This is a genomic window from Actinacidiphila yanglinensis, from assembly GCF_900107965.1.
GTDB lineage: Bacteria > Actinomycetota > Actinomycetes > Streptomycetales > Streptomycetaceae > Actinacidiphila > Actinacidiphila yanglinensis.
In genome coordinates, this window is sequence record NZ_FNVU01000023.1 from 126,909 (window position 1) to 140,067 (window position 13,159).

The 13,159-nt window shown below is 73.5% G+C and carries 3 protein-coding genes; all 3 read right to left on the reverse strand.

What is annotated here, in order from left to right:
• Positions 1-68 precede the first annotated feature (68 nt).
• Entirely contained in the window at positions 69-2,861 is a 2,793-nt protein-coding gene (locus C4U44_RS34910; RefSeq protein WP_103890095.1) for an AAA family ATPase, read from the reverse strand.
• 153 nt (positions 2,862-3,014) lie between these two features.
• A complete protein-coding gene (locus C4U44_RS34915; protein ID WP_103890096.1) occupies positions 3,015-3,692 on the reverse strand; it encodes a hypothetical protein in 678 nt (225 codons plus the stop codon).
• Positions 3,693-4,038: 346 nt separating this feature from the next.
• The gene (locus C4U44_RS34920; RefSeq protein WP_146088417.1) at positions 4,039-13,065 is read right to left on the reverse strand and encodes a scabin-related ADP-ribosyltransferase; all 9,027 of its coding nucleotides are present in this window, start codon (positions 13,063-13,065) and stop codon (positions 4,039-4,041) included.
• Positions 13,066-13,159: the final 94 nt, after the last annotated feature.

Consider the following 13,159-nt stretch of genomic DNA (forward strand, 5'->3'; position numbering starts at 1 on the left):
GCGGCCACCTGCGGATCACGCGGAAACGCGCCGCGTGGAAACGTACCCACCGCGCGGCGGCATACGGATCAGGCGGCGGTGGATTCGCGGAGGAGGTCCGCGAGTTGGGCGCGGGCTGTGACGCCCAGGCGGGGGAAGATGCGGTAGAGGTAGGCGCCGATGGTGCGCGGGGAGAGGTCGAGCAACTCGCCGATCTGGCGATTCGACAGGCCGCGCGCGGCCAGCCTGGCGATCCGCAGTTCCTGCGCGTTGAGCAGTTCGCCGGCCGCGGTCGGCTGGGCGGCGCCCGGCTGGTGGCCCTCCGCCCGCTCGCCGGATGCGCGCAGTTCGCCGGCGATGCGCGCGGCACGCGCTTCCGCGCCGACCATGGTGAAGGCCGCCGCGGCCTGGCGGAGGACGACCCGGGCCTCCGGGGACTGGCGCCGGCGCCGCAGCCACCGGCCGTGGGCCAGTCGTAGCGGGGCCTCCAGGAAGGGCCAGCGGGACAGGTCCTCGGCGAAGGCGCGCGCGAACAGCGCTTCGGCGTCCCTGTCGCCGGCCAGGACGGCGCGTGCCACCGTGAGGCGGGCGGAGAGGGCGGGGGCGCGTTCCGCGTCCAGCTCGCGGCCGAGCCGGTCGAGGGTCGCGAGCGCCGCCCCGGCCGCGTTCACCGCCTCCGCGGCCTCCGCGAACGGCACCAGTGCGAACAGCGCGGTGATGCGGCTGCCGGGGTCGGTGAGGAGGGCGGACAGCGCCGCGTGGCCGGCCTCGAAGTCGCCCCCCTCGATCGACGCCCACGCGGAGCCCGTGGCGACGATGTCGGCGATGCCGGCCACTGATCGGCCGGCCGTCTCCAGGTCGCCGAAGCCGCCGGCGGGCACCGTGCCGGTGCGCAGGCTGCCGGTCAGTCTCCCCAGCACGTCCGCGGCAGCCGCGTGGTGGCCCTGTCCGTGGTCGTGGGCGAGCGTCCCGGCCTGCCGGAAGCAGTGGGCGCCCTGGGCCCAGTCGCCCATCGCCAGGTGTGCCAGCCCCTGGCCGAGCAGGACGCGGGGCAGATCGGCGGGCCGCTCGCGGAGGATGTGTCGGCGTTCGGACCGGCGGTACAGGTCGAGCCCGCGCAGCGGGTCGCCGGCCAGCAGGGCCGCCTGGGCCAGCCGCTCCAGGTCCCGGGCGGGCGCGCCGGGCAGCCCCTGGTGCCCGGCCAGGCGCTCGATGACGGTGGCGGAACGGCCGACCGGGCTGACCGTCGCCATGGCGTACAGCAGGCGCGAGTCGGTGGCCTGCTCGGGCAGCCGGTCGAGGAAGTCGAGGAACGCCGCCGCGTGTTCGTGGCCGCCGGCCACGGCGGGCGCCGTGAGCCGGACCAGCTCCAGCGCGCTCTCCAGCTCGGTGGCGTCCGCGGGCGCGGGCCAGCCGGCCGGGTCGGTGGACTGGTGCCCGCTCCCGCTTCCCGTCCGGCTCAGCGCCTCCGCGCACAGCGTGCCGAGCGGCCCGAGCGGGAGGCGCAGCGCGCGGTGCGCCATGGTCCGCGCCATCCTGTCCATGCCCAGGCAGTGGGCGAGTTGGGCGGCCCGCAGGATGCAGCGCTGCTGGTCGTCGGGCGAGCTGTACAGCCCGGCCGCCCGCTTCAGCAGGCGTACGGCCATGGGCGGTTCGCAGCGCTCCAGGGCGCGGCGGTGCGCGCCCTCGAGTCGGGCGGCGAGTTCGCAGTCGTACCCCTCGGCCGCCTGGGAGAGGTGCCAGAGGGTCCCCACCTGGTCGCGTGGCAGCACCGCGGCGAGGGCGGCGTGCGCGGCGCGGCAGCGCGCGGGATCGGTGTCGTGGGCGACGGCGCCGGCGGTCGCGGGGTGGCTGAAGACCAGGCGCCTGCCCTCGCACCGGACGATGCCCATGTGCTCGGCCGGTTCCACGGTCCCGTAGCCGAGTTCGGTGCCCGCGATCCGCGACGCGGCCGACAGGAGGAGGGGCAGGTCCGTTTCCGGGTCGAGTGCCGCCACCAGCAGCAGGTCCCGCGTGTCCCGGGGCAGGCGGGCGAGTCCGGGGGCCATCGCGGAGGCGAGGCGGTCGGACGACGGGGGGACGCCGGGCAGGGTGTCCTCGGACCGGGCGGGCAACTCGACGAGGGCGAGGGGGTTGCCGGCCGCCGTTGCCAGCAGCTCACGTACGGCCTGCGGGTCGAGGCCCGGCCGCCGCCTGCCCAGCAGGGTCGCGGACTGGGCCGGGGTGAGCGGGCCGAGGGGCAGGTGCGGCAGACCGGTCAGCCACGCCTGGTGCGTGGGGTGCGGGCGCGAGGCGACCAGCAGGGCCGCCCGGTGCCCTTCGATCCGGCGGGCGACGAAGGACAGCACCTCCCGGCTGGGCGCGTCGAGCGCGTCCCAGTCGTCCACGGCGATCAGCAGGGGCCGCGCCGCCGCCACTCTGCCGAGCGTCTCCAGCACGGCGAACGGCAGCCGGGCCCGGCCGTCGGGGTGGGCGGAGTCCTCGACCAGGGACATCTCCAGCGCGCGCCGCTCCTGCGCGGTGACGGGCAGGTCCGGGCTCTCCAGGACCGGCCACATCGCCTGGAGGAGGCCGGAGAGGTCGGGCGGGTTGCCGCCGCGGGCACCGGCGCACCGCAGCACGCGCATGCCCGCGGCGGTCGCCATCCCGACGGTCGCTTCGAGCAGTTCCGTCTTGCCCGAGCCGGCGTGCCCGCTCAGCACCTGCGCCGCGCCGCCGGCCGCCGCCTCACGCAGGAAGTCGCGCAGCGCCGCCAGTTCGGCGTCGCGGCCGACGAGGCCCGAGTCGGCCGGCAGGGAGCCGGTGAAGGGGACGACGCGCGCAAGAGCCTGCGCCTGCCCCCTTCCCGACCCTCGAGCGTGCGACCCGACCTGCGCGTTCATCGATGCTCCCGATCCGCCGACGAGCGCCCCACCGGCTGGACGGGGGCGCTCTGCTGCCGGTACCCATCCCAGCAAACCCGCAGGTGAGGGACCAGGCAGTTCACATGCAGCTTGCTTTCCGCAGCCCGGTGGCCGGCCCGTCGTCCGCGGGTGTCACGGATGCACCGAGCGGTGGCCGGTGTGGGCGGCGGGGTCGGCCGCGCTGAGGACGGTGACGAACTGCTCGGTGAAGCGGCGGTACTCGACGTCCTGGGCCGGCGACAAGGTCACCGAGACGACGGGGCCGCGCGGGACGACGTGCCGCAGGGCCCGCAGCAGCCGGTGCGGGGGGCACAGTCGCAGGACCTGGACGACGCCGCGCAGGACGTCCGCGAGCGCGTCGGGCTGTTGCGGCGGGACGGTCGCGGCAAGCGGCGCGACCGGGGGGACGCGCTCGGGGCCGGCGGCGGTGAGCAGGTCCACGCAGGCGGTGAGGCACCCGAGGTCGGCGGCGTTCACCTCGACCGGGTACAGGCTCGTCAGCCGGTCTCCGCGGGAACCGTAGAGGGTGTACGTGGTGCGACCGGACGGGATGATCCCGTCCGTCGTCCTGTCCTCGTCCTCCTTGCCCCGCGGCTCTCTCGTCGCATCCCCCCGGCGTGGTCGGTGCGACCAGTGCGGTAGCTCCACCAGGATCCGCACCCAGCTGTCGTAGGCGTCCAGGAGCATCCGCTCGTCCTCCGACTCGGGGCCCTGGGCGCCCTGGAAGCGGTGCAGCCGGCGCAGGAACACCTCTTCCAGGCTCTGGAACCGCGCGTGGAACACCGGATCGTCCGGCACCAGAACGTCCAACGGGCTCCTCCTCCTTGGAGCATGACCCGGTCCGCGTCCGCGCTGGGGCGTGGGTGCGCGCACGCCGTTCACCGGCGCCGGGCCCCGGAGGACCGCTGTTCCTGTCGCCACCGCGGCGGGTGGCGGTCCGGAGCACACCGCTCGTTACTGGTCGGAGAGGTTACTCCGTCGGATCATGCACCGCTACGCTACCCGCTTCACTCCCGTCCCGGTATGTCGCTCCACGACACAAAGAGCGCTGCTCGCACCGCGTGTACGCGCGTCAGGAGCGGCGCCGGGCCGCACCGGAAGGGACCGGACGAAGCCCGTGCGCCGGCTCCTGACATACGTATGAGGGCCTGCCGGGCTACGCACCGGGGGTGTGCCAGCCCAACACCTGACCCAGATCGGAGCCGAGGTTCACGTCACAGAACCCGTTCTTGAGTCCCCCGAGCGCCGCCGCCCCGCCCTGGGCCTGCACGAACTGCGCCGCCGGGCCGGTCAGCCGGCCCCGGTTGTCGATATCGATCGAGACCACCTCGCCCTCGGCGAAGTCCGGCGTCCCGATCGCCCGGACGTCGAGGGTGAACCACTTGATGGTGCCCGTCGTGTTGATCGCCCACACCGGGCTGTCCAGGCCGGTCCCGAAGACGAGCGAGCGCGAGCCCGGCCACTTCAGGATCCCCGCGAGCGTGCTGGTGGGGTCGGCGATCGACTGCTCCCATACGCGCAGCGCCGGGTGGACCTCCGGCCGGAACCTCGCGATCAGGGCGTCGACGTCCTCCGGAGCGAGGTCCCCCGGCGAGACGTCGTCCACGGCTGCGTTCTCCGCGGCTCCTGTCCGCACCGGTTCCGCCGCCACTGCCTCCTCGCCCGCACGCGTCCCCGCGTTCTCCGCAACGCGCACGGCGTCGGAGCCGCCGCGCACCACCGTGCGCGGAGCGGTGTCCAGGAACGCGATCGGACGCGAGGGCTCGGGGGTGCGCAGCGCGGTCGCGGGCGCGGACGCCGGCGTCGGTCGGGCCGGCTCGGCGGGAGCGAGGCGTTGCGCACGGGTGGCCGTCTCTTCGGTAGCGACGGTCTCGGCAGCCGGGGCCGTCTCCGCGGGCCGGCCCGAGGTGTGCGCGTCCGGCGGTTCGATGATGCCGTCGGTCATCGCGAGGAACTGGAGGGTGTGCGGGCCGGCCGGCAGTTCGGCCTCGCCTCCGGTCTGGCCGTCGAGGTAGACCACGCCCAGGGCCGGGTGGTTCACCACGTTGAACGCGTGGTCGGCCGCATCGGGATCGTGGTGCGCCCCGGCGCCCTGCCAGGTGATGACGACTCCGCGGGCACCCCTCGGCGCATCGGCCATCAGCGAGGTGACCTCGCCGAAGTCGGTGAACGTCCGGACCGTCCTGCCGTCGGCGAAGTCGACCAGCGCACGGGCCGGTTGGGCCTCCGACGCACCGGCCCGGTGGGGCTCGCCGTCGGCGAGGGAGAACTCCACCGCGATCGTCGTCAGCACGCAGTTCGTCGCGAACTCGTCCCCCTGCGCGAGCAGGGGGTTGACCGACGCCAGCCACGGGAACGCGTCCGCGATCCAGCCCGCGCGGGTCGCCGCGTCGTGGTCGGCCGTACCCGAGGCCGTGGCATGGGAGGCCGAAGCACTCGCCCCGACCGGCCGTTGCGTACCGGCGTGCGTCCCCTGGTCGGCGTGCCGGCCCGGTCCTTCCAGGAGGCGCGCGCCGACGGGTTCCTCGTCGAGCCACTGCCCGTTCAGATCCAGCAACGGGGTTCTGCTGGAGGACCGCAGGAGACCGGCGGCCGACGCGGGCAGCAGGTCGTGGATCAGCTCCCAGGTGTCGCCGTCCGGGTCGGTCGGGTCGGAGTAGGACACGCTGCGCAGCATCGGCCGCAGGTCGCTCCGCTCGCTCAGGAAGGCGAACGCGGCGCTCCAGACGAGCGCCGGGTCGGCGTGCGTCACCACCGCGTCCTTGAGCGGTGTCAGGTGCAGGTCCCCGGCGCGGTAGTACAGGCTGCGCACCATCGAGTGGACGACCTTCCGGGTGAACTCCGCCGTGTCCTGCCGGGTCCACCGGCGGCGCGCGCCGGTCTCCGGCGCGCTCAGCCAGCTGTTGTCGTAGTTGACCCGGGCCTGGCTCTCGGGGATGACCGGTGCGGTCTCGGGCGTGTAGCCGGCCTGCTCCAGGGCCTCATGGAGGGCGGTCCCGGTCCGGAAGAGCACCGAGTTCCTGCGCATCCGGGCCGGGCGCGGGAAGCGCGGACCGAACCGCTGGAAGAGTTCCGGCTGCGTCAGGCCGTAGTTGTCCAGGAGCACTTCCTCCTGGAGGGCGGGGAGGGGGTGGTGGCGGGTCGCGGCCACGGGGTTGTTGACGATTCCGGCCCCTTCGGGTCCGCTGCCGATCGCGAACGTGTCCTGACGCCGCCCGCTGCCCATCTCCCGGAGGAAGTCGAGGCTGATGATCTCGTTGTCCGGGTCGGAGTACAGGCCTCCCCACTGCTTCAACTCGAACACGCGGGCGGCGTCGCTCGCCGCGGCGTAGCCCTGGGGCGTCTGCTTGGCCAGCTCGGTCCGGATCAGCGGCAGCAGCCGGCTGCCCCCGGACACCGCGACGGCCTCGTGGAGGTTGACGAGCTTGATGCTCCCTTCCCTGGCCCACCGCACCAGGAACCAGTCCGAGCGGTTCGGCTCCAGCATCGGGGGCTCGGCGAGGTCGCGTACCGCGGCCATCGCCGCTCGGGGCCGGTCGCTGAACAGCACGAACGTCGCCTCGCCGCCCAGGGACCGCGCGGCCTCGCGGAACCTCGCCCAGGAGCCGGCGGACGGTCCGGTGGGCTTGAGCGTGGTGCCGAACCAGTTCCCGTACACGAGCATGGTGACGTCGACGGTCCTCGACGGGAGGGGTCTGGCGTCGCGCGCGGGGGCCCACTGGCGGGACGGACGCTGCGAGGACAGGCTGTGGGTCCCGAGCGGTACGTTCCAGCCGCTCGGGTCCATCTCCGCGGCGGTGGGGGTGCGCAGCATGTCCAGCAGGACCAGGAAGTGGACGGACTCGTCGGCGTTCAGCCGCGAGTAGTCGTAGGGACGGCCCGTCGGCAGGCCGCCCTCCCGCAGGAAGTCCGGCACCGCGACCGGTGCGCGCACGCCGAACAGGTCCGGTCCCAGCGGGCCGTGCTCGGCGCCGCGCACGTCCGCGACGCGGGCCGAGGCGTGCAGGTCCCGGACCAGTTCGGCCACCGAGGCGTACCCGGACTCGTCCTCGATGCGGCGGCGTTCCCCGTCGAGGGAGCGCTGCAGGGCGTCCGCCGCTTTCATCCGCTGGCTGGAGCTCTTGCCCGCCCGCCACTCGTCGAGGGCGTTGCCGACCGCCGTCCGGCCCGCCCGGTCCGCAGCGAGGTCGCCCGGCCGCGCGGAGACGGCCGCGGTCCACTGCTGCAGCGCGGTGTCGATGGCGGTGACGCCGGGCGAGCGCTTGTCGAAGCCGCCGAAGCCGCGGAGTTGCGAGGACTCCTGCCAGGCCCGGGCGATGGCTCGGGCACGCTCCGGGCTGACGGCGTCCGGTCCGGGCATGGTGCTGCGGCGGCCCGGGAACGCGGCGCCCACCGGGCGGTCCCAGCCGGTCTCCTCGCCGGGTTCCGCTGCTGCGGGCTGCTCGGCCTCGGCGGGTTCGGCCTCGGCCGGCCCGGTCTCGGCGGGTTCCGTTCCGGCGGGGCGCTGCCCGGCGTCGGTGCGGGTGCCGTCGGTGCGGGTGGCCTCGGCGAGGGGGCCCTCGGTGAGGCGGGTGTGGTCGGCGAGCGCCTCCCACAGGTGAGCGTCGCGGTCGGACACCGAGAGCGCGTTCGCGGCCAGCGGCTCCACGGGCGGCGCGCCGACCAGTTCCTCCAACAGGGCGTGCACGGGGGGAAGATGCTCCGCGACCCACGGGGCGCCGTTGTTGCGGGCCTCGCCGGTGAGGGGGTCGCGGCCGGCGTTGGCACCGAAGTACGCCAGCACCGTCTGCGCGAAGAACTCCTCCACGCCGGTCGACGCGTAGTTGCCGGTGCGCCCGGCCTCGGTGGCTGTAGTGGCTGTACTCCGGAGCGGCCCGTCCACCCACTGACCGTCCTCCCCGGCCGCGAGCTGCCGCTCGTACTCGGCCTGTACGCCTGCGCGTTGCTCCTCGTCGAGGCCGTACCGGTACACCAGGTGCGCCATCTCGTGCAGGGCCGAGCTGTAGCCCTCGCGGTGCACGCGGCCGGCCGGGCCGGTGCCCAGTCCGAGCAGGTTCTCCTCGCTGACGAAGGACAGCGGGCGCGAGGCCGACGTCCAGCCCCGCACCTCCGCGGACGGCAACGTCCCCTCGGACAGGGGCTCTTCGGCGTCGACGGTGGACGGTGCGAACCGCGGCGAGTCCATCAGCTCCGGCAGGCTCAGGGACGCGGGGACGACGATCACCCGGGCTCCCCCGTCGAGCAGCCGCTGCCGGACCCCGTCGTGGCGCAGCAGGCCGGCCAGCAGGCGGGTGGCCTCCGTCCGCGCGGCCACCGGCTGTTCCACGCCTTCGGGCACGTCCGCGAGCGCGCGTGCCACCTGGAGCGCGGGGGAATCCTCCTGCGCCGAGGTCAGGTCGACCGAGGCCCCGAAGCCCCGTCCGCTGCCCTCCCGTTGGCCGTTGTCGGACGCCGGGACGGGCTCCCTCCAGCCGCCGGGGCCCGGCAGTGACGGCTGCCTCAACCGGCGGATCGCCCGGGCGAGCGGTCCCACCCGGTCGGGGAGGGCGCGCCACTGGTCGAACGGCGCCAGGTGGTCGTGCGCGCTGAGGACGAGCTGCTCCTCCGGATGGATGGAGGCCCCCATCCCGGCCAGCGCCGCCTGCAGATGCGGGAAGAGGTAGGCGAACTCCGGACGCGTCAGGCGCGGGGCCCGGGCCAGACGGGGCCCGAACCTGCCGACCGGGCCGCCGAGGGCGGCGTAGATCTGGTCCAGGACCGCCCTGTCCTGGTCCCGGAACGGCACGCCGAGGATGCGGGCCAGCCCGTACTCGGCGATGAACTCGTGGGCGTCCTTGCTTCCGTAGGCGCTGACCCGCCGCACGACGGACCTGTACCGGGGGCGGAACTCCACGTTGTGCCGGTCCACGTAGGTGCGGGGGTCGTGGAAGAAGTCGGCCATGTGGAGTCCCTCGTGGAGCACGATGCCGAACCTCCCGTCCTCCAGCAGGTCGTCGACCGCGCGCAGGACGCCGGGCCTGGTGCCGGGCGGGCGGGGCGCGACGGCCATCGCACTGATCAGGATGGTGTCGGGCTCGACGAACACGGCATAGGTGTCGTGGGTGATCTTGTCGTCCGCCTGCTCCTCTTCGATGTGCAGGCTGGTGCCGTCGGGTTGGAGGGTCACTGCGAGCAGGCGGTGGTACTTGGGCAGGTGGATCTTCACCCGCGGCGGCACGGCGAGGCCGACGTCCTGCAGCGTGGAGATCATCGACAGGGCGTAGCGCTCGCGCGACTCCCGGAAGGGGTCCTCCGCCATGGAGGAGATGTCCACCCGGACGCCGCCCTGGTCCACGCGCCTGGTGCGGTAGTCGGTGTTCCGGTCGACCCCGCCCTGTGCGGAAGAGGACTCCATGAGCGTGGCGAGTTCCGGGAACTCGGCCAGGTACGGCCCGGCCACGCCCCTCAGCCTCTCGACGTCGAGGTTGGTGAGGGTGATCTCGGCGTGGGCGCGGACGTTGTCCAGGCTGGAGCGGTGCGCCTCCCGGTACACGTCCAGGTAGAGGTCGACCGCTTCCGGCGAGAGCGTCCCGTCGGGGAGCCTGGGAAACGTGGTGAGATACATGTTCTCGCCCGCCATGATCTCCTCCTCGTCCATCTCCTCACGTGTGACGAAGGGCTTCATGGCGGGAGCGATCTCGTAGTAGAGGTCGACCGGGTCAGGACCCTCTTCGTCCTCCGGGGACGGCGCGGCGGCGTAGGGCTGCTGGACGGGCGGTTGCGGCGGGGGCGCCGTCATCCAGGTGGGCACCGGGCCGTGGGGGACGGTGCCGTGCGGAACGGTGCCGTGGGCGGTCGGCGGAACCTGCCAGGGGGCGGACTGCTGGGCACCCGGCTGATACCCGTACGGGTGCGCCGCGGCCGGCGGGAGGACCCCCTGGTGGGAGGGCCCGGCCTGGGCGACCGGGTACGCGTACGGCGCCGCGGTCTGCGGGGCCGGGGCGAGGACGCCGATCTGGGTCAGGCGCTGCCGCTGGTACGGGTTGAGCGCGACGGCTCCCTGCCGGATCTGCTGGATCCAGTAGCTCTGCTGCTGCGTCGGGGCCAGCCCGGTCATGCGCTGGCTCTCCAGTCCCATGACCAGCTGTTCCACCGGGTCCATGCCGCCCGCGACCTGCGTCGGGTCGGTGTGTTCGGTGTGGAAGTGGCGCCGGAGCCATTCCGAGAGGAGCAGCGCCGGGTCGGGAACCGGTTCCGCGCCCGCTCCGGACAGCTGCCGCGTGCGTTCCTCCTCCCCCAGCGACAGCTGATGCGCGATCACCGCGCGGATGTCGGCGAGGAGGTCCCGCCGCGACAGCGATGCTGCGTCCAGGTCCGCGGCACCGTCCGTGGCTGCGGCCAGGTCCGCGTCCGAGTCGGCGCCGAGTACGAGGGGCGGCAGTTCGTGCCGGCCGTCCATCAACTGCCGGGCTCTCACGAGAAGGGCGTCCACCGCGCCGGGCGTGAACTTGCCGTCGTCGAGGCGTTGGTGGGCCAGCGCCACCAGAAGGCGGGTCGCCGGCGTGTGTGCGGGCGCCGCGTCCGAGGGGATCGTGCTGCCTTCCGCCGCGTCCGGCGAGAGGCCCGCCACGCTGACGGTCAACGTCAGCTCCCCGTCGCTGAGCCGGACCCTGCCCTCCCCGTCCAGCGTCAGGTGCGCGCCGCGGGCGAACTCCGCGGCCCGCTCCCACTCGGGGCGGTCCTGCTCGGCAGTGGCAGTGGCAGTGACAGTGGTGGAAGTGGAAACGGAGGTGGACGTTGACGTGGGCGCAGGGGTGCTCGACCCAACGGTGTCGGCCGCCTGTTCCTCGCCCTCGCTCTTCCGGGCGGAGGAGGACGGCGACTGGGCATAGGGAGCGAAGACCTCGCCGATCTGCCGCAGGTGGTCCTTCGTCAGGACCGGGATCAGGTGGAGGTTGTCGGCGGAGAACCTGCCCATGAGGCTCGTCTCGTCGGCCGCCACCTCCTGCTGGTTCCGGCCTCCTGGCGTCAGGAGCGCGCCCGGCGGGGTGAGGTCGTCCCAGATGCCCCGGCTGTGCAGCTCCTCATGGACGTGCCCTTCCGCGCTGACACCGGTGAACCAGGTGCTCTGCACCATCTGCCGGCCCGTGGGCTCCCCGCGGCGGACCTGGATGACGTCGTGCGCGTCCGCGGAGCTGTCGGTGAAGTGCACCGCGACATGGAGCACCGGTCCGGGGTCGTCCGAGAGGCCGGGCACGGGCACGCGGTAGCCGGGTTCGTTGACCAGCGTCTTCAGCGCGTGCTGCACTCCCCGCTTGAGGCGTTCGACCTCTTCCTCGTCGGCGTCGACGGCTTCGAGTCTCAGGTTCCGCGTCAGCCTCAACTCCTCTTCCCCGTCGGGGTAGCGCAGCCAGGTCCACGCATATGCGACCCGCGTCCGCTCGCCGGACGCCCCGGGCCGGGACGGGACCGCCCGGCCGGTGGAGTCGTGCACGAACTCGAAGGCGTCGACCTCGCCCGCGAAGGGGATCCACCGTTCGGTGTCGACCTCACCGGTGGTCTGCTGCTCGGCCCACGCGATGCGCGGCGGGTTCTCCTCCCACGCGACGTCTTCCTCCTCCGGGGCAGTGGAGCCGGTGGACTCGTAGTCCAGAGCCGGGCGGCGATCGTACGGTCCGCCGACGGGACCCATCGCCTGGACGCGGCGCAGGATGTCGTTGCGGCGCCGGACGAGCAGCGCGTTGATGCGGTTCTCCTTCTCCCGGGAGAATCCCACGCTTTCGAGCGCAGCTCGCATCTCGGTGAGCGGCAGGTCCCGGACCAGCGCCGCCGACACCCGCAGTTCACCGGACGTCATCGGTGCGAAGACGTTGGCGCACTCCGGATTGATGTCGTGGTCGCGCAGCGTGTCCCACTCGTCGGCGATCCCGCCGAAGTCGTCGCCCTTCGGCAGTCCCGCCGGCCGGTAGGCCAGGGTCCCGCCGAAGTCGATGCGGTACGGACGGTGCCCCGCCGTGACGATGTTGTCGTAGTCCACTCCCACGACGTCCCAGTGGCCCAGCCACACGTCGACGGCGAAGCCCCTGCGGACGGAGGCCAGGTATGCCGGCGAGCGGATGTCCCCGCGGAACGTCTGCGTCGCGCCGCCGATGATCCTGGACGCGGTGGCCGGACTCCCGTTCAGGAGGGCCGGATACATCTCCGGCACCCGGATACCGGCACTGGAGTAGAGCCGTGCCGCCAGCACCTCACTCCGGGCGTGGTCGGCCGACTGCGCCTGCTTGACGTAGTAGAGGCCGTCCCCGCTCCGGTACGTGCCACCGTGGTTGGCGCCGAGTTGCCCGCCCACCTGCTGCCAGGTCGTGACGTCGACCCATCCCTGGTAGGGAGGGGACGCCTGATCCGGGCGGGTCTTCTCGTGGGGCCGGTCGTGCGTTCCACGGTGCCAGGCGACACGCCCGGCGGCGGGGTTCCAGAACCCGGTGGAGCGGTGTTCGGAGTCGTAGACCGAGGCGATGCTCGCCGGGGAGACGAAGGAGTTGAAGGCGACCTCCCGTTCCTCGCGCAGGGTCCGCAGGTCGGTGTAGGTGTCGAAATCGACCGAGGCGTTGATGTCGACACCCGTGGTGTCGCCGTTGAGCCACGGGTGGATCCGGTACCGGTACCTCGCCCCGTCGTGCCACAGTTCGGGATCGCGGGTGGTCGACACGAACTGGTCCAGCGGGTCGGCGCTGACGTGGTATTCGAGGGCCACGACACGGTCCGGTTCGGCCGGCGCTATGCCCTGGACGAAGACCTCCTCGGGCGGCCGGTCACTGAAATGCCACAGGACCTCGTTCGCTCCGCTGGTGTAGACGCTGCCGACGTTCTGCTGATGGACCCGGGCCCAGTCCACCGAGGGTGGGACGTCGGCCGACGAAGACGAACCCGCGAGGTCCGGCCGGAGATCGGCGGCGAGGTGTGCGGCGTCGTCGGCGGCGACGGTCGGTTGCCGGCGCACGGCCTCCGGCGCGGCGGCGGACTCCTGCTGCTCGGGCTCCAAGTGCGTCTCGGCGGGGTGCTCCGTGCTCGTCGTCCCGGTGGGGTGCTCGAAGAACGCGGTCAGCGCGGCCAGCCGCTGCCTCTGGTCGGGCAGCCGCTTGACGGAGCGCGCGATCTCCCCGGGCACCTCGAAACACACCAGACCCGTGGAAGGGGTGGCCATGCCGATCACATCCTCGTCTCGCTCGTACGGCGCTCACACGCGGCGCAACGCGGTGCGGAACCGCACACCCCGGCCCACCCTAGCGCGCGACATA

Bases quoted from the DNA above. Each gene is read 5' to 3' on its own strand.
- C4U44_RS34910 (WP_103890095.1), bottom strand. From the start codon at position 2,861: ATGAACGCGCAGGTCGGGTCGCACGCTCGAGGGTCGGGAAGGGGGCAG.
- C4U44_RS34920 (WP_146088417.1), bottom strand. From the start codon at position 13,065: ATGGCCACCCCTTCCACGGGTCTGGTGTGTTTCGAGGTGCCCGGGGAG.